Consider the following 16,780-nt stretch of genomic DNA (forward strand, 5'->3'; position numbering starts at 1 on the left):
CATTTGCATACCGGCCCTAAGTCGTTGGATTTTCTAGTCAATCATGAGGTGTGGCACACCATCGCTGGTGCGGGTGGGCGAGACGCCATCACGATTGACGGTGGCCTGCACGCGCTGGCGATAGGCCGAAAAGCTGTCGAACGTCACGACATCCACGGGTTCATCGAAGTGAACCGTAAGGCGGAACATGTCCCCTGCCCCGAGCGCCGCGACACCGATGATGGTGCCGGTGAAAGGCTGCTTGAGGTAGGTGCCACTGATCCTCTGGCTGACGGCATAGGCCGGGCCACGGGTCACGGGCAGCACGCCGGACGCGGTGTTCCAATCACGGAAACCGTGAAAACGTGCAACCATTTCAAGGGATTGCGCGTGCGTTACAGAACGACCCGTCTCAAGCTGGGACGCGCGGTACTCCCGGGCATCTGCCTTGAGATCAGTCGTGGTCAAATGGGATGCTGGTTTGCGCATCGTCATGTCTCCACGGCGGATTCTTCGTCTTGGGTGTCTGCATTGCCAAGCACCGCCAATGAGTTAGGACGATGTTTGAAACTATCGTGCGGCCCGAAATCCATCGGGATGGCGCGGAAGACTTCACCTCAGGACCCTGTCCCGCAGACGGCTGGCTCTTCAACCAAAAGGAGAGATAGGTAGGCTGCTTGCCGTTGTCAATGGCGTCCCGCAGGGCGGAAACTTTGCGTGTAAGTTGGTGCAATCAGGCGCCAGTTGGCGGTAAGTTGGCGGAAATTGCGACTACGAGTTTTTACCAGTGATCTTTGCTCTGCTTTTCGTCGCCGGCCTTTTGGGCGGCATGATCAATTCGCTCGCCGGTGGCGGATCATTTGTCATCTTTCCGGCACTTTTGGTGGCGGGGGTGCCACCAGTGCTCGCCAACGCGTCCAACACCTATGCCTGCCTGCCCGGCTATGTAAGCGGGGCTGTTGGATATTGGAAACAGATCGCGCCTTACAAAAACCGACTGGCGCTTTATTGCGTCCTGGGCCTCTCCGGTGGGTATCTCGGCGCGGAAGCGCTGATGCGGATATCCGACGCCCAGTTTTCAGCGTTCATTCCCTGGCTGATGGCGTTCGCCGTCACGATCTACATCTTCGGGCAGCGGATCAACCGCATGCTCGCGGCGCGGTCGAACGGCTCGAAGCGGGCGGCGCGCGCCGGGGCGATCGGGCTTTCGGTACTGCTGCTGGCCTTGAGTTTTTATGGCGGGTTCTTCAATGCCGGGCTGGGCATCATCCTATTGGCCTGGCTGGCGCTGGCCGGGTTTGAGGACGTGCATGCCATGAACGGGCTGAAGCTGCTGATCTCGGCAGTGGTATCGGTGGTGGCCGTGGTCCGGTTTGCCGCCACCGATTCGATTGCCTGGGTCGAGGGCAGCGTGGCGCTTGCCGGGGCGGTGCTGGGCGGCTTTGCGGCGGCCTATTTCGCCCACCTCGTACCGGCCCGGCTGATCCGAGGCTTCGTCATCGTCTATGGGATCGGGCTGACGCTCTATTTCTTCTGGACGACGATGTGAACTAAGGTCGGCCCAGCACCTCGGCGGCGCACTGGTTGGTCAGTTCCGTCAGCGCCATATTCTCCTCATCGGTGCGCTGGGGGTTTTCGAGGCTTGCCCACAAATTGCCAGCCTCGACGCGATCGAGAGAACAGGCGCAATAGGCGGTGCAATAATTCTGATCGGGCGCTGACTGTCCGCAACTGGCCTCGCAGCTGGCAAGGAAATTGTCGGCACGGCGCGCATCGCTGACGCCTGACAGCATAGCGACGCCGCTGAGCACACCAATCAGAACGGGCTGATGCACAACGTAGATGACGAGGCTCCACCGCCCCAGCCGCGACAGAACGCGCGAGACGGACGAGCGCCCCTGGAACCGCGCCAGCCGGGTGGCGACATCACCGGCCAGCGCCCAGCGGGCGGCGGCGATGCCACCCAGCGTGACGCCGAACCAGGGAAAGACCGGCACCAGGTCTTCGGTGGGAGGCGGAACATCCCATAGACCGATCCATGACCAGACTCGCTCCCCGAACACCGGGCTGGCAACGAACAGGGGCAAAACGATGATGACCAGAGCGAGCGCTCCGACGAGCGGCAGCGGCGCGCGAAGAAAGGCGAGCCCCAAAACCGAAAAGATCGCGATGGCATGGAGCACGCCGAAATAAACGAAGTGTTCACCGGAAAAGGCGTAGGTGCCGAGACTGACGAGAATGGCGGCGCCAGCGATCAGGGCAAAGCGCTTCCAGAAAGGCCGCCAGCGAATGCCAGCGCGATGGGCCAGCACCAGCGACACGCCGGTGAGGAAAATGAAGCTGCCGACGATGGCCTTCTGGAACACGATCCAGGGCAGCGACTGGGTGGGGTCGAAATCGACAAAGCCCAGAAAGGCCAGGTCCCAGGCGAAGTGATAGACAATCATCGCGACGATCGCGACGCCGCGGGCGATGTCGATGGCTGCGATGCGCGGGCGTGAAGCCGGAGACAGCGCGATCATGCCACAGGCCCCGGCGTGCCGCTTGCAGGGGCACCAAGGGCCAGCCCGCCCTGCCCTGCTCCAGTCTGAGCGGCCCCAAAGCCCGCCCTGCTCCCGGCGTGCGCGGGATCAGGGAAAACGATCGCACACGCGATATTGGGGACCCGGGGCTGTTTCATGACATGGAACTCGACTGGTTGGTGGGCAAGGCACGCGGGCCATCAAGCGCTGCGCTTTCGCCTAGCAACGATGGGGCAATCGAGAAAGTGATTCAAGGCAGTGATGCATCGATTCAAGCAACTGGCATGCTGAATCTGAAAATGCGGGTAAGAGACTGATCGTAAACGGTGATTTCAAACCAGATGCGGAAACCAAAAGCCCCGGACGCGGCGGTCCGGGGCGATAGGGAAAGGCTTGGCTATTCGGCGGCCTGCGGTTCGGCTTCGACGGGGCTGCGATCCGAGAGCGGGATTTCCACCAGCAGCCAGCCCAGCAAGGATGCAACCACCGCCCCGACGGCGGCAACCAGATAGATCGGGTGCAGCGCCGCGACATAAGCCTCAAGCATCGCCATCTGCTCAGGCCCGGCCATGGCCGACAGCGTCTCAGGATTGAACCCGGCGGTGCCTTCGGCGTGACCGATGGCAGCGGTTTCGTAAGCGAGACGGTTGGCGAATACGGCACCAAGTACGGCCACCCCGAGCGAACCGCCGATCTGGCGGAACATCTGGGCGCTGGCGGTGGCCACACCCATGACCGAATGGGGCACGGCGTTCTGAATGGCGGTGACGCCAACGCTCATCACCGGGCCAATGCCTATGCCGACCAGCAGCATGTAAACGACGATCAGCGCAAAGGGAGTATCGACACCAAGGGTGGACAGCAGCAACGCCCCCACCCCAAGAAGAGCAGTGGACAGAATGGGCAGCAGCTTGTAGCGCCCGGTGCGCGAAATGATGATCCCCGACAGCGTCGACGAGCCGATCAGACCGGCCATCATCGGCAGCATCATCAGGCCAGCCTGGGTAGGGGCATATCCCTGCACGATGAGCATATAGGACGGCATGTAGGTGATGGTGCCGAACATGGCCATGCCGACGATGAAGCCCACGCCATTGGCGACCACGAACGCATTGTTGCGGAACAGGTAGAGCGGCATCAATGGCTCTTCGGCCCGGCCTTCGGCCCAGAAGAAGCCAACCAGCGACACGATGCCAACGAAAGGCAGGATCAGCGCCTCGGGGGCGAACCATGGCAGAATGGTACCGCCGATGCTCGCATAAATGACCAGCGCGGACAAAGCCGTGGTGAGCAGGATTGCGCCCGCATAGTCGATCTTGCGCTTTGCGCCGCCCGACTTGCTTTCAAAGACAATGGAGATGACAGCGAAGGCGAAAATGCCCACGGGCACGTTCACCAGAAACAGCCAGCGCCACGACAGGGCCTGGACGATGACACCGCCCAGCAGCGGGCCGATGACCGTGGAGAGGCCGAACGCCGCGCCAATGAACCCCTGGGCCTTGCCCCGCTCGCGCGGGGGGAGAACATCGCCAACGGCAGCCATGGCCGTGACGATCAGACCACCACCACCGATCCCCTGCACGAAACGGCAGGCAACCAGCATGGTCAGGTTCATCGACATGGCGGCAACAACCGAGCCGAGCAGGAAAATCCCGATACCCGCCTGGAGCATGATCTTGCGGCCATACATATCGCCCAGCTTGCCGAAAACAGGCGCAGCCACGGTGGCCGCCAGCATATAGGCCGTGATCGCCCAGGTGATGTGCTCGATGCCGCCCAGATCGGCCACGATGATGGGCAGGGCCGTGCTGATGATGGTCTGCCCCAGAGAGGCGACCAGCAGGGTTGCGATCACCGCACCAATCACCAACCTGACGTTGACGGGCTTTTTTTCTTGTGCGGCAGAGGCGGCCTGGGACATTTGTGGCTCCGATTAAAACAAGCTTGATATATCTGCTAGCCGCATTTACATGTCAATAGCACGTAATTGCCATTAGCATGCGTTTTAGGAGCATCGCCCATGTCCCTGCCCCGCGATCCCTTGCAGGCCGCGCTCGCCGGAACCGACACGGATCAGGATTTCGATCTGGCGGAAGCCATGATGCGGATAGACCGCGTGGTCCAGAACTGGCGCAGGCGGATGCACAAGCGCGAGTTGGGCCACAGGGCCTTGCGCGCGCTGGGCCTCGATATCGAACTGGCGCAGGCCGATATCCTGTTCGCCATCGGGGCGCCTGCCTCGCTCGAAACGGGCAGCGACGATGAGGTCATGGTTTCAACGATCGCCGAGCGGCTATCGATCGATCCATCGCGGGCCAGCCGGCTGGTCGCCGAGATGGTCAATGGCGGCTATGCGCGCCGCGCCGTATCCCAGCGGGACGCACGGCGCACGATCCTTGAACTGACCCCGGCCGGGCGCGCGGTGGTCGATGCGGTGCATAATTACAAATGGCTGCTGCTGGGGGAATTCTTCAGCGGCTGGCCGCAAAAGGACGTGGAACTGTTCGTCCCCCTGCTCGAACGCTATTCGGAGTGGATGCGGACCAGCGAGGCGACCGAGGAAAAGTTCGCCGACGAAATTTTGAAGCTCTCGGAGTCCATCATCCGCGCACGCGAGGACGATACGCCAAGGAGCCATAGCGGCTGATATAAAAAAGGCCGCTCGGAGCGAGCGGCCTTCAAGCATGGCGCGAATGTGCGCTTAGCCGACGATCTCATCATCGGAAAAGAAGAACTTGATTTCTTCGGCAGCAGTTTCCGGAGCGTCGGAACCGTGTACGGAGTTTTCGCCGACCGAAAGGGCGAATTCCTTGCGGATGGTGCCGGGAGCGGCATCGGCAGGATTGGTGGCACCCATCACTTCGCGGTTCTTGGCGATGGCGTCTTCACCTTCGAGGACCTGAACGACAACCGGGCCCGAGATCATGAAATCGACCAGTTCGCCGAAGAAGGGGCGTTCCTTGTGGACGGCATAAAAGCCTTCGGCCTGCTCGCGGGTCATGCGAATCCGCTTGGAGGCGACGATGCGAAGGCCGGCCTCCTCAAACTTCGTGACGACCTTGCCCGTCAGGTTGCGAGCGGTTGCGTCCGGCTTGATGATCGAAAAGGTGCGCTGAATGGCCATGAGGTCATCGGTCCTTGTTTGTAAAAAATGAAAGAGGAAAAGGTGGCGCCTTTTAGCGCCCCTCACCGAGAGTGGCAAGCACAAGCGCGGATCATGGTGGGTTCGCAAGCGCAAAACCGATGACAAGGCTTGCGCCCTGCCCTTTCGACCGATACTGACCGCGCCATCATGCTTACCATCACAAATCTCCATTACAAGATTGCCGGGCGGTCCCTGTTCGAAGGGGCCACGGTCACCTTGCCGACTGGCGCCAAGACGGGATTTGTCGGCAAGAACGGGTCGGGCAAGACGACGCTGTTCCAGCTGATCCAGGGGTTCCTGTCGCCTGAGCAGGGGTCGATCGAGCTGTCGCGCCGCGCGCGGATCGGCGCCGTGGCCCAGGAAGCGCCCGCCAGTGCGATGAGCGTGCTCGACATGGTGCTGACCGCCGATACCGAACGCACCGCCCTTCTGGCAGAAGCCGAAACGGCCCACGACCCGCACCGGATTTCCGAAATCCACATGCGGCTGGCCGATATCGACGCCCATACCGCAGAAGCCCGGGCCAGCTCCATTCTCAAGGGGCTGGGGTTTTCGCTCGACAGGCAGGGCGGCCCCTGCAGCGAGCTGTCGGGCGGGTGGCGGATGCGGGTGGCGCTGGCGGGGGTCTTGTTCTCCCAGCCCGACCTGTTGCTGCTCGACGAGCCCACCAACTATCTCGACCTTGAAGGCACCTTGTGGCTGGAGCGCTATCTGGCGACCTATCCGTACACGGTGTTCATGATCTCGCACGATCGGGACCTGCTGAACAAGGCGGTGACCTCGATCATCCATCTCGAACGCGGCAAGCTGACCTTTTATCGGGGCAATTACGACACGTTTGAGCAAACGCGCCGAATGCAGATGGACCTGCAGAACAAGGCACGGGAAAAGACGCTCGCGCAGATCGAGCATATGCAGAAATTCGTCGACCGGTTCCGGGCCAAGGCGACCAAGGCCAAGCAGGCGCAGAGCCGGTTGAAGGCGATCGAGAAATTGCGGCCGCCCGAGGCGCTGTTCGATGAATATTCGGCGCCGTTCAGCTTCCAGCAGCCGAGAAAGCCACCGGCGACGCCGATGATCACCTTCGACAACGTGTCGGTGGGGTATGGCGACAAGGTGGTGCTGAGCCGGATCACCAACCGCATCGATCCCGATGACCGTATCGCGCTGGTCGGGGTGAACGGGAACGGGAAATCAACATTCGCCAAGCTGCTTGCGGGGGAATTGCGCCCGATGGACGGGCAGATGCTCAAGGCCAAGACGCTCGAAGTTGCGTATTTCGCGCAGCATCAGCTCGACCACCTCAAGCCCGAGGAAACACCTTACGAGCACGTAATTGACCTGATGCCGCTCGAAAGCGAGGCCAAGCGCCGTGCGCGAGTGGCGCAGATGGGCCTCTCGACGTCCCGGATGGACACCAAGGCCAAGAACCTCTCCGGGGGCGAGCGGGCGCGGCTGCTGATGGGGCTGATCACCTTTCACGGACCCGGCATGCTGGTGCTGGACGAACCGACCAACCACCTCGACATCGACAGCCGCGACGCGCTGGTGCATGCGCTCAATGACTATAAGGGCGCGGTGCTGATCATCTCCCACGACCGGCACCTGATCGAGGCGACCTGCGATACGCTGTGGATCGCCGAGAACGGGACCATTTCCGAACTCGAAGAGGACCTCGACGGCTATCAGCGGGCGCTGATGGCGGGCGGCACCAATGGTGGTGGTTCGGGCAGCCGGGGTTCGGCGGACGACCGCAAGCGCGAACGGCAGGAAGCGGCCGCGCGGCGGGCGGAACTTGCGCCATTGCGCAAGGAAATCAAATCCATCGAGCAAAAGCTGGACTGGAAGCGCAAGGACCTGAGCAAGATCGACAAGCAGCTTGATGATCCGGCGCTCTACTCCGGCGATCCCAACAAAGCCATCGAACTGGGCATGGAAAAGTCACGGTTCGAAGCCGAGATCGCCGAACTGGAGGATCGCTGGCTGGAGAAAAGCTCGGAGCTCGAAACGGCGCAGGCCGACGCCTGATCTGTTTACCCCGACCAGAACTGCCGCTGGTATTGGCAGGAGGGCGCGGTAAGGTGTCGGCACTTGCCGAAGCTGAAACGGACGCTCATGCCCAAACGCCTACTCGCCGCGCTGCTGATCGGAATTGCGGGCCTGTCGCCAGCCACAGCGCAAACGCTGACCAACGCACAGCGCGATGCGGCAATCACGTTCGCGCTGAACAACACGCGCCACACCATGCTCCATGAAATCGGCCATCTGCTGGTGGACCAGCTCAACCTGCCGGTGCTTGGGCGGGAAGAGGACGCGGTGGACATGATGGCGACGCTGAACATGCTCGATACCGGCACCGAGGCTGATATCATCGCCTTGCAGGACACGGTGGATGGCTGGCTGAATTCGGAAGCGGTGCGGCCCTCGCGCGGCTACGTCCACTCGGATTTCTATGGGGTCCACAGTCTCGATATCCAGCGCTCATATTCCATTGCCTGCCTGATGGTGGGCAGCGACTTTGAGCGGCATACGCGGTTCGCCACCCGCATTTCACTGCCAATCGACCGGCAGGACAGCTGCGCCGAGGATTTTCGCCTCGCCAATGCGGGATGGGCCAGCGTGCTGAAGCCACATCGGCGGGCCGGGGCGGAACTGTCCGAGGTCACGGTTGAATATCGCAGCAGCTGGCCGTACGCAGAGGCCGAAGGCCTGATCAGAGGCGTCATGCTTCTCGAACACTATGCGGACTGGCTGGCCAAGAGCTATGACTTGCCACACCCTGTGCACCTCTCGGCGGATGTTTGCGACGAGGTGAACGCGTTCTACGATCCGGACGCCCGTGAGGTCATCCTGTGCTACGAATGGGTGGATTATTTCTACGAGATGTATGTCAGCGATATCATGCCCAAACGCGAACATTTCGCCATGATGCGCAAGCTAAAGCTCGAAAAGATCGGACGGTTCGAATAGGGCCGATGCTCTAGCCGCGTTTGCTCCAGCGGCCCTCGGCATCCTGCTGCCAATAGGTGAGATCGTAAACCGGCCCGAGATCGCGCCAGACCTGACGCGCCTCGCTGACCGCGTCGGGATCATGACCGTTGAAGATATAGACGAAGCGCTCATAGCCTTCGAGCTGACGCGGCGTGGCGCGGTCAACGAAAAAGCGGATAGAGGCCCCGTTGGCGTTTTCCCCGCCCCCCGTCAGCAACACTGGCTGGATGGCGTCCGCTTCATCGCCCGTGGCCACGGCGTGGGGCAGGAAGCTGTCATCGGTATAGGTCCAGAGCGCGGCGTCGAGCACCTCAAGGCGCTCGCTGCTGCCCACTTCGACCACCGCCCGCCAGCCGCGCTCAAGGGATTTTTCCAACAGCGCGGGCAGCACGGAGTCGAGCGGTCTTGTTTCCAGATGATAAAATAACAGCTCGGTCATTATCCTAAACCGGCCTCACTTTTCCTGGAAGCGCGCACTCTCGCTTTATCGCGCCTCCGAACCGGAAAACCGGGTCCACTTTTCCTGGAAGCGCGCACTCTCGCTTTATCGCGCTTCCGAACCGGAAAACCGAGTCCACTTTTCCTGGAAGCGCTTTAGCTCTCATAATTGTCGCGAACCAGCCTGTCGAACAAGGCAACGCCGAAACCTGTGCCCCAGGACGCATTGGTTTCGGACGACGCGCCACCGAAGCCGGTGCCGGCAATATCGAGATGGGCCCAGGGCACATCATTGACGAAATGAGACAGGAACTGGGCTGCTGTGATCGACCCCCCACTGCGCCCGCCGGAGTTCTTGATATCCGCAAAGCGGCTTTCGATGAGCTTGTCGTAGGCCGGGCCCATGGGCATGTGCCACACCTTTTCCCCGGTCAGGCGGCCAGCCTCGGCAAATTTGGCGGCAAGCGCCTCGGTGTTGGTGAACAGGCCCGCATGATCATTACCGAGCGCCACGATGATCGCCCCGGTGAGAGTGGCGATATTGAACATGGCCTTCGGCGAAAAGCGCTGTTGGCAATACCAAAGGGCATCGGCCAGAACCAAGCGGCCCTCGGCATCGGTGGAAATGATCTCGATGGTTTCCCCGGACATGGCCGTCACCACGTCGCCCGGGCGGAAGGCATTGCCATCGGGCATGTTTTCGGCCAGCGCCAGAATGCCGATGGCATTGACATTGGCCTTGCGGGTGGCGAGCGCCTGCATGAGACCGAGCACGGCGGCAGCCCCGGCCATGTCGCCTTTCATGTTCTCCATGTTGGCGGCGGGCTTGATGGAAATTCCGCCGGTGTCGAAGACGATGCCCTTGCCGACAAAGGCGACGGGCTGCTGCCCCTTGGCGCCGCCGTTCCATTGCATGACGGCCAGACGCGACGGACGGCGCGAGCCCTGCCCCACCGCCAGCAAGGCACCCATGCCCAGCTTTTCCATCTCGGCCTCGTCGAGGATTTCGACCTCGACCCCGATATCAGCCAGTTTCAAGGCGGCGTTGGCGATGTCCTCTGGCCCCAGCAGGTTGGCGGGCTCATTGACCAGATCGCGCGCAAGGATGGTGCCATCGGCCACGGCCAGTGCATCGGCCAGCGCGTCTTCGACACCCTTGAGCGCGCCAATCACCAGAGTGGCTTGTTTCCCCGTATCTTCGGGCTTCTTGCGGCGCTTGAGGTGCTTGTCGAAGCGATAGGAGCGCAGGCGCGCGCCGGCAGCCAGAGCCGCAACAAGGCGCGGCGTCAGGCCGGGCTCGTCAAGGATGACAGCGACATCGGACACGTCGGCAGCGGCGAGCCGAGCGAACAGCGAACCGCCGCGATCTCTCCATGCGGCCTCGCTGTCCCCTTCCCCATCTGTGCCCCTGCCCAGAACCAGCAGCCGGTCGGCAGTGAGCCCCGTGGGAACCGGAATATCGATCATGTGACCGGGGCGTCCCGCAAACCCGGTGGCCTTGGCGATCCGCTCGAAATCGAGGCCGGTGCGCTGCCAGATCTCGGCTGCGACCGGGCCAAGGCTTCCCTTATCGTCCGCATAGAGGACAATGGCCTGTGCGGCTTCTGGCAAGGACGTGGACAGGGCAATGGACAGGGTTTCGGGCATGGACAGGAGGCCTTGAGACAGGGTTGAGCAGGACGGCAGATTCGCGCCGCTTTTGCGCCTGAGCATCATCCCCAGAACAGCACGCGTCAATGCGCGACAGTCAATTGCCGTGCAGTGTTGCCCGAACGAGCTTTTTCCCGCCATCAGGACGGGCTAGAAGCATGAGATTGCCGGACTCGGGGTGGAATGGACAGACTTTCGCGATATCTTCAGGGCCAGTTCTTCGCCCAGGCCCTGACCATTTTCGCGGCGGGGGGCGCGCTGATCTGGCTGATGCAGTTGCTGCGCCTGTTCGACCTCGTGTCGGCCAAGGGCCAGAACTTCCTGACGCTGATGGGCCAGAGCGCGCTGACCACGCCCACATTTGCGCGCTCGATCCTCTATGTCTGCTTCGCCATCGGGCTGGTGCGGGGCTTGCGCGCGTTGCAGAGCTCGCGCGAACTGCACACGATACACGCGGCGCAGCGCACCCAGGCGCTGTGGCGGGCGATCATCGTGTTCTCGCTGGTCGGGGCGGCGCTGGTCACTCTCGTTGCCAACTGGATCGAACCCAATGCGCGACGGGTCTCCGCCGACTGGTCGGCCGAAATCGCCGCCGATATCGTGGGGCGGGCGCTGGCGCCGGGTCGGTTCACGGAAATCGAACGTGGTCTGGTGTTCTCGATTTCGGGACGGCAGCGCGACGGCACGCTGGAGAATTTCTTTTTCGACGATACGACGACCGAAACCCGGCGCACCTATTTTGCCGAAACCGCATCGGTGTTTCAGGACGAGGACGGCTATCAGCTCATCCTCAATGACGGAGCCATTCAGTATGAAGACCCCGGACGGCAGGGGCTGAGCCAGGTGCGGTTTGCGCAATACCATATCAGCCTCGCCAGCCTGCTCGACGCCACCGAAGCGGCGCGGGGGCGCGATCAGGCCGATACGATTGCGTTGCTGATGGCGATCGCCGACGGCAGCGAGGGCGCTGCCGCGCTGCGCATGGTGCATGAGCGGCTGGCCGATACGCTGCGGGCGCTGGCCATGTGTGCGCTGGCCGCCGCGCTATGCGCCTATCCGGATGGCGGACGCGGGCGACGACGGGTGCCGGTCGAACTGGTGATCCTGCTGGTGGCGTTCGCCGAACAGGCGATCAGCGCGTTTTCGGGGGGCGGCGCGCGGCACTATATCGCCTCATCGGTGATCCTTGCCTTCGCGCTGGCGCTGTTGTGGCTGCGCAGCCGGTGGGCCTTCTTCCTGCCCCGGCGGCGGAGGGCGGTATCATGAACCGGATCGGGCGGGTTCTGTGCATCCGGCTGGCCAGCCGCATCGGACTGGTGGTGGGAATCTTTTTCGGGATCATCCTGCTGGTGGAATTTCTCGATACGGGCCGGTTCAACCAGACCGCCGAGCTCGCTGGGCCATGGACCTCGACGGGGCTGGCGTTCCTCAGCGCCTTGCGCTGGAGCCTGTTGGGGCTGCCGGTGACAGTGCTGATCGGCGCGATCGTAGGGCTGATCGACCTGCATTCGCACCGCGAAATGGTGATCATCAGCGCCTCGGGCCGCTCGATCTGGTCGGCGATGCGCTGGCCGGTGCTGATGATCCTGCTGGCCGGGATTGTGGCGACCACTGTGGTCGACAGCTTTGCCATCCGCGTCTATCAGCAACTCGATGCCGCCCAGATCGGGTGGGGGCGCGCCTATGGCGTGCAGAACCGGGAGACCTGGTTCAGCCAGAGCGGCGAGGACGGCGAGTACATGCTCTACGCGCGCAACGTGCTGCAGGGGGGCACGCAATTGCGCAACGTTTCGATCCTGCGTTTTCTGCCCGAAGGGGGAGAGGGCACGCGCATCCATTCCGCCCGGGCGGACCTGGAGGATGGCGCATGGCTGTTGCATGACGGGGTGGTGCTCGATGTCGACAGCGCGCCAAAGCCGTTTGCGCAGATGCGGATCGGAACCATTGCGACCCCATCGGAACTGAGCCTGAAACTGGGCACTGCCGAGGACATGAGCTGGTTCGACCTGCGGCAATCCTTGCGGAACGGAATCAGCGATCCGTTCGCGCGGGCGGCGGCGCAGACGCGATTCCAGAAACTCAATGCCATTCCCTTCGTGCTCATGGGATCTTTGCTGATTGCCTTCGCCTTTACCGCCGGTTATCGAAGAGCGGGGCATTATGGGTGGACCATCGTCTATGGCATCGTCCTGGGCCTGGTTGTGTTCGTGATCACGGAGATGGCCGACCGGGCAGGTTCGGCGGGCGTCCTCCACCCGATCGCGGCGGCGTGGGGCCCTGCCCTCACGGCCATCGTTATCGGGCTGACCGTGATCCTGCGTAAAGAAGACGGGCGCGTTTGATGACCAGACCACCCCTAAAGACAATCGTGCGGCGGGGCGCACTTCTTGCCTGCGCGCTGGCGGCGGCGCTTTCGTTCGCCCCCGCGATTTCCGCGCAGCAACTGGTTCCAGCCGACTTTTTTGCGCGCATCCCGTCGGGTTCGGGCGGACAGATGGCGGTTTCCGCCGATACCATGGTGTTCGACTCGCGCAACGATACGGTCGTGGCGCAGGGCAATGTGGGCATCAGCTTCGAAGGGTTCAGGGCGACTGCCGACCGGGCGATCTATTACCAGAACTCCGGGCGGGTCGAGCTGGTGGGCAATGTGGCCTTCATCGACCCCGACGGGGTGCAGTATGTGGCGGACCGGATCGACCTTGAAGACGGGTTCCGCGAGGGATTTCTCAAGGCGCTGACGGTCGCTTTCCCCAATGGGAGCCGGTTTACCGCCGCGGATACCAGCTTCAACGAGGGTGTCGAACGCGTCTATGTCGATGGCACCTATTTTCCATGCGGCACCTGCATAGATGCCAAGGGCAATCGCATCGGCTGGACGGTGAAGGCGGCGCGCATCGTCACCGATGAAGCCGATCAGGTGATCTATTTCGAGCAGCCCTCGCTGCAATTGCTCGGCTTTTCGGTGCTGTCCCTGCCTTGGCTGAGCCTGCCGGCAGACGAAGACATCGACTTCCCGGTGTTCAGCTATAACGAGGATCGCGGGGCCGGCATTTCGCTGCCGTTCTTCCGCCACCGGATCGCCGATGGCACGCTGGCGGTGACGCCGACCATCTATACCAATCAGGGCGTCGGAGTGATGCTCGACTGGCGGCAGGCGGTGGGCGACGTCAGCTATACGGTGAAAGCCTCAGGCATCTATCAGCTCAATCCCGGGGCTTATACCGGCCTTGCCGACCGGCATTTCCGGGGGGCGGTACAGACCAGCGGTACGTTCACGCCCACCGACGAGTGGACGCTGGGGTGGTCGGCCACAGCGTTCACCGACCCGGGCTATCTGCCCGATTACAGCATCGCCAGCGGCACCGCGCGCAACGAGGTCTATGCGCAGTATCTCGATACGGACACCTATGCCGATATCAGGGTGCAGCAGTTCGTGCCGTTGGATAATTACACCACTTGGGCCAAACATGACGATGCGCGCAACCGGCAGGCCCTGACCCATCCCAGCGCGGTGTTCGACCATATCGAGCAATTGGCCGATGAGGCCGGGCGGGTGGAAATTTCGGGGCGGCTGTTGGGCTTGTCGCGGGCGCAAGATCACCTGTCGGGCAGCTTTGGCGGAACACGCTACATTCGCGGGCTAGAGGGGCAAGCGGCGCACGCCATGGTGCAGGCGGCGTGGACCAATCAGTATGTCGTGCCCGGCGGGCTGGCGGTTTCACCCTATCTCGGCCTGCGCCTGGATGGCGCGACCTATGATGGCGCAAGCACCAACGGCCCGGCTGCGCAGTCCCTGTTTTCAGCGACGCCCATTGCCGCCATCGATATCCGTTATCCGCTGATCGGGCGCAGCACCGGCGCGACGCATGTAATCGAGCCGATCGCACAACTGGTCTATCGCGATGGCCCTGCCCTGCCCGGAATCGTCAACAATGATTCCCAGTCCTTTGTGTTCGACGACGGCAATCTGTTCAGCTTCAACCGGTTTTCCGGGGCCGACCGGCAGGAAACCGGCCTGCGGGCCAACGTCGGTGGCCAGTTCCAGACCAGCTTCGACAGTGGGGGCTGGCTGGGCGGGCTGATGGGGCAATCGTTCCATCTGGCGGGCACCAACGGGTTCAATTTCCGCGACGGCACCACTGCCGGGGTCGGCTCGGGCATGAATGCGGACGCCTCCTATCTGGTGGCCGGACTTCAGGGCGGCTATGGCGGGCTGTCGGGTGGCGCCAAGGCGCAATTCGACCCGGTGACCGGAGATATTCCGCGTGCCCAGCTTTCGGGCAGGGGCACCGTTGATGGCTACAGCCTTTCGGCGAACTACATCTTTATCGGCGAAAATGATGATCTGGGCACGACACAGGACCGCCACGAAGTGGCGGTGAACGCTGAAATTCCGCTGGCCGATTACTGGACGGCCAAGGCCGGGATCGCGTGGGATCTGGCGACCAGCCAGTGGCTACAGACCACGGCAGGCATCACCTATGACGACAAATACCTGGCGTTCGGCGTGGAAACGCGGATGACCGGCGCGACCCATCGCGACAAAAGGGATGACTTCCGCATTGGGGTCAATTTCCGTCTGCGTGGCCCACAGAATCAGGACGTCGTCGATTTCGGCTACAGCTTCTCGGAATTCTAGGCTCAGGATCGGGTCGTTTTGATTTCGATGGGCTCGTGCCAAGCCCGGACAAACATGCTAATCACGGCGCAGAACCCCCTTCCCTGCTGCGGAATTTGGCCGCATTTGTGCTAGAGGACGGGCAAAATCAGATTCCTCAGGGAGCGGAACACCATGAGACACTGGCTCGCATTCAGAACCGCAGGCCTCTGCCTGGCCTTGGGACTGGCGCTGATGGCTTTTGCCGCGCAGGCCCAGGGCGTCCGGGTGACTGTCAACGGCACCCCGATCACCGACCAGCAGATCAACGACCGCGCTAATCTGTTGCGCATCGAAGGTCAGGGGTCGAGCAACTCCAACCGTGTGCAGCTGGCGACCGAATCCCTGATCGACGATCAGGTCAAGATCGCCGAAGCGAACCGGCTGGGGATTGCCATCACTCCGGGTCAGGTCGATTCCGCCTATGGCAATATCGCCAGCAACATGCGGTCGAGCGTTTCCAACCTCAATAACCTGCTGACCCAAAACGGGGTGAACCCGCAAAGCCTGCGCGACCGGCTGGAAGCAGCGCTGGCGTGGCAGCAGGTGGTGCAGCAGGTGCTGCGCGGCCGGGTGCAGCTCTCCGAACTCGACCTCGAAATGCGGGCCGCCGAGCAGGTGACCCCTGCGCTCGGCTTCGACTATATCCTCAAGGAAGTGCTGTTCGTCATCCCACAAGGTTCGGGAATTTCCGCTTCGCGGCGCACGGCAGAGGCCAATCAGTATCGCAGCCGCTATCAGGGATGCGACACCGCCGTGGATGTGGCCATTCAGTTTACCGACGCTGCCGTGCGCGATATCGGCAGGCGCCATGCGACCCAGCTGCCCACAGCCATCGCCAATGAACTGGCCGGGCTCACGGTGGGGCAGATTTCGAGCCCGCGCGTGGTTGAAAATGGCGTGTCGATGCTGGCCATCTGCGAAAAGGCGGAAGCGCGTGATCTGACCTTCCTCACCGAAGAGCTGCGTCAGGAAGCGGGCACCGGAGCCTTGCAGGCGGAAGCCGAACAGTACCTCACCCGGCTGCGCGCCAACGCCGCCATCATCCGCCGCTGAGGACGAAGGGTGCCGCCGCTCGCGCTCACGATGGGAGAGCCCGCCGGGATCGGCCCCGATCTGATCGTGCAACTCTATGCCGACCGGCGGGCGCTCGACCTGCCGGTCTTTGCCGTATATGGCAGCCCGGACCTGTTGGCCGCTCGCGCCAGACGGCTGGGCCTTAGCATCGGGATCGAGGCGGTCACGCCCGAACAGACCCCTGAGGCTTTTGAGCGCGCTTTGCCGGTTATCACCATTGAGGGTGATGTGGCGGACGCCCCGGGCGCGCCGGACCCTAACACCGCGCCGGTGGTAGTGGGCGCTATTGCGCAGGCCGTTGAAGCCACACTCGAAAGCCGG

Annotated in this window: 14 protein-coding genes and 1 pseudogene; 9 read left to right on the top strand and 6 right to left on the bottom strand. The window is 62.5% G+C overall.

Annotated features, from left to right (window positions below; genetic code table 11):
• Nucleotides 1-33: 33 nt before the first annotated feature.
• Nucleotides 34-447 carry a glyoxalase superfamily protein gene (locus VNS12_RS05080; protein ID WP_414693068.1) on the bottom strand — a complete coding sequence of 138 codons (414 nt, stop codon included), beginning with the start codon at nucleotides 445-447 and terminating at the stop codon, nucleotides 34-36.
• Nucleotides 448-766: 319 nt separating this feature from the next.
• On the opposite strand from VNS12_RS05080, the gene VNS12_RS05085 reads away from it, so the two are divergent.
• Nucleotides 767-1,528 (top strand): sulfite exporter TauE/SafE family protein, encoded by a 762-nt coding sequence (locus VNS12_RS05085; protein ID WP_325486756.1) that lies wholly within the window; start codon nucleotides 767-769, stop codon nucleotides 1,526-1,528.
• A 1-nt stretch (nucleotide 1,529) separates the two neighbouring features.
• Here the strand turns inward: VNS12_RS05085 and VNS12_RS05090 are convergent, their stop codons facing one another.
• Nucleotides 1,530-2,501, bottom strand: a complete 972-nt coding sequence (locus tag VNS12_RS05090; protein WP_325486757.1) for an acetyltransferase domain-containing protein — start codon at nucleotides 2,499-2,501, stop codon at nucleotides 1,530-1,532.
• Nucleotides 2,502-2,898: 397 nt separating this feature from the next.
• Nucleotides 2,899-4,422: an MDR family MFS transporter gene (locus VNS12_RS05095; RefSeq protein ID WP_325486758.1), complete on the bottom strand. Its 1,524-nt coding sequence runs from the start codon at nucleotides 4,420-4,422 to the stop codon at nucleotides 2,899-2,901.
• Between the two features lie 99 nt (nucleotides 4,423-4,521).
• Between VNS12_RS05095 and VNS12_RS05100 the strand changes: the two genes are divergently transcribed.
• A complete protein-coding gene (locus tag VNS12_RS05100; RefSeq protein WP_325486759.1) occupies nucleotides 4,522-5,148 on the top strand; it encodes a MarR family winged helix-turn-helix transcriptional regulator in 627 nt (208 codons plus the stop codon).
• 54 nt (nucleotides 5,149-5,202) lie between these two features.
• Here VNS12_RS05100 and ndk read toward each other — a convergent pair whose 3' ends face one another.
• A complete protein-coding gene (ndk, locus tag VNS12_RS05105) occupies nucleotides 5,203-5,625 on the bottom strand; it encodes a nucleoside-diphosphate kinase (protein WP_325486760.1) in 423 nt (140 codons plus the stop codon).
• A 168-nt stretch (nucleotides 5,626-5,793) separates the two neighbouring features.
• On the opposite strand from ndk, the gene VNS12_RS05110 reads away from it, so the two are divergent.
• On the top strand, nucleotides 5,794-7,674 hold the full coding sequence (locus VNS12_RS05110; protein ID WP_325486761.1) for an ABC-F family ATP-binding cassette domain-containing protein: 1,881 nt from the start codon (nucleotides 5,794-5,796) through the stop codon (nucleotides 7,672-7,674).
• Nucleotides 7,675-7,761: 87 nt separating this feature from the next.
• On the top strand, nucleotides 7,762-8,616 hold the full coding sequence (locus tag VNS12_RS05115; RefSeq protein WP_325486762.1) for a DUF4344 domain-containing metallopeptidase: 855 nt from the start codon (nucleotides 7,762-7,764) through the stop codon (nucleotides 8,614-8,616).
• 10 nt (nucleotides 8,617-8,626) lie between these two features.
• Here VNS12_RS05115 and VNS12_RS05120 read toward each other — a convergent pair whose 3' ends face one another.
• Both VNS12_RS05120 and VNS12_RS05125 read right to left on the bottom strand, forming a co-directional pair.
• Nucleotides 8,627-9,076, bottom strand: a complete 450-nt coding sequence (locus VNS12_RS05120) for a DNA polymerase III subunit chi (RefSeq protein WP_325486763.1) — start codon at nucleotides 9,074-9,076, stop codon at nucleotides 8,627-8,629.
• Nucleotides 9,077-9,231: 155 nt separating this feature from the next.
• Complete coding sequence (locus VNS12_RS05125) at nucleotides 9,232-10,722, bottom strand: leucyl aminopeptidase (RefSeq protein ID WP_325486764.1); 1,491 nt, start codon at nucleotides 10,720-10,722, stop codon at nucleotides 9,232-9,234.
• A gap of 186 nt (nucleotides 10,723-10,908) precedes the next feature.
• Here VNS12_RS05125 and VNS12_RS05130 point away from each other — a divergent pair, with 186 nt between their 5' ends.
• The 5 genes and pseudogenes from VNS12_RS05130 to pdxA form a co-directional block, all read left to right on the top strand.
• A complete protein-coding gene (locus tag VNS12_RS05130) occupies nucleotides 10,909-11,991 on the top strand; it encodes an LptF/LptG family permease (RefSeq protein WP_325486765.1) in 1,083 nt (360 codons plus the stop codon).
• The gene (locus VNS12_RS05135; protein WP_325486766.1) at nucleotides 11,988-13,067 is read left to right on the top strand and encodes an LptF/LptG family permease; all 1,080 of its coding nucleotides are present in this window, start codon (nucleotides 11,988-11,990) and stop codon (nucleotides 13,065-13,067) included. The genes VNS12_RS05130 and VNS12_RS05135 overlap by 4 nt, the downstream gene beginning before the upstream one ends.
• On the top strand, nucleotides 13,067-15,364 hold the full coding sequence (locus VNS12_RS05140; protein ID WP_325486767.1) for an LPS-assembly protein LptD: 2,298 nt from the start codon (nucleotides 13,067-13,069) through the stop codon (nucleotides 15,362-15,364). Before VNS12_RS05135 ends, VNS12_RS05140 begins: the two co-directional genes overlap by 1 nt.
• 153 nt (nucleotides 15,365-15,517) lie before the next feature.
• Nucleotides 15,518-16,438 carry a peptidylprolyl isomerase gene (locus tag VNS12_RS05145; RefSeq protein ID WP_325486768.1) on the top strand — a complete coding sequence of 307 codons (921 nt, stop codon included), beginning with the start codon at nucleotides 15,518-15,520 and terminating at the stop codon, nucleotides 16,436-16,438.
• A 9-nt stretch (nucleotides 16,439-16,447) separates the two neighbouring features.
• Nucleotides 16,448-16,780 (top strand): annotated as a pseudogene (gene pdxA / locus VNS12_RS05150) (4-hydroxythreonine-4-phosphate dehydrogenase PdxA); the annotation flags it as partial.

The sequence above is a fragment of the Pelagibacterium sp. genome (assembly GCF_035555455.1).
Lineage (GTDB): Bacteria > Pseudomonadota > Alphaproteobacteria > Rhizobiales > Devosiaceae > Pelagibacterium.

What these genes read in the sequence shown, in the direction of transcription:
- VNS12_RS05115 (WP_325486762.1), top strand. Translation starts at nt 7,762, where the DNA reads ATGCCCAAACGCCTACTCGCCGCGCTGCTGATCGGAATTGCGGGCCTG.
- VNS12_RS05090 (WP_325486757.1), bottom strand. Translation starts at nt 2,501, where the DNA reads ATGATCGCGCTGTCTCCGGCTTCACGCCCGCGCATCGCAGCCATCGAC.
- VNS12_RS05110 (WP_325486761.1), top strand. Translation starts at nt 5,794, where the DNA reads ATGCTTACCATCACAAATCTCCATTACAAGATTGCCGGGCGGTCCCTG.
- VNS12_RS05120 (WP_325486763.1), bottom strand. Translation starts at nt 9,076, where the DNA reads ATGACCGAGCTGTTATTTTATCATCTGGAAACAAGACCGCTCGACTCC.
- VNS12_RS05135 (WP_325486766.1), top strand. Translation starts at nt 11,988, where the DNA reads ATGAACCGGATCGGGCGGGTTCTGTGCATCCGGCTGGCCAGCCGCATC.
- VNS12_RS05130 (WP_325486765.1), top strand. Translation starts at nt 10,909, where the DNA reads ATGGACAGACTTTCGCGATATCTTCAGGGCCAGTTCTTCGCCCAGGCC.
- VNS12_RS05125 (WP_325486764.1), bottom strand. Translation starts at nt 10,722, where the DNA reads ATGCCCGAAACCCTGTCCATTGCCCTGTCCACGTCCTTGCCAGAAGCC.
- VNS12_RS05100 (WP_325486759.1), top strand. Translation starts at nt 4,522, where the DNA reads ATGTCCCTGCCCCGCGATCCCTTGCAGGCCGCGCTCGCCGGAACCGAC.
- VNS12_RS05140 (WP_325486767.1), top strand. Translation starts at nt 13,067, where the DNA reads ATGACCAGACCACCCCTAAAGACAATCGTGCGGCGGGGCGCACTTCTT.
- VNS12_RS05095 (WP_325486758.1), bottom strand. Translation starts at nt 4,422, where the DNA reads ATGTCCCAGGCCGCCTCTGCCGCACAAGAAAAAAAGCCCGTCAACGTC.
- VNS12_RS05145 (WP_325486768.1), top strand. Translation starts at nt 15,518, where the DNA reads ATGAGACACTGGCTCGCATTCAGAACCGCAGGCCTCTGCCTGGCCTTG.
- ndk (WP_325486760.1), bottom strand. Translation starts at nt 5,625, where the DNA reads ATGGCCATTCAGCGCACCTTTTCGATCATCAAGCCGGACGCAACCGCT.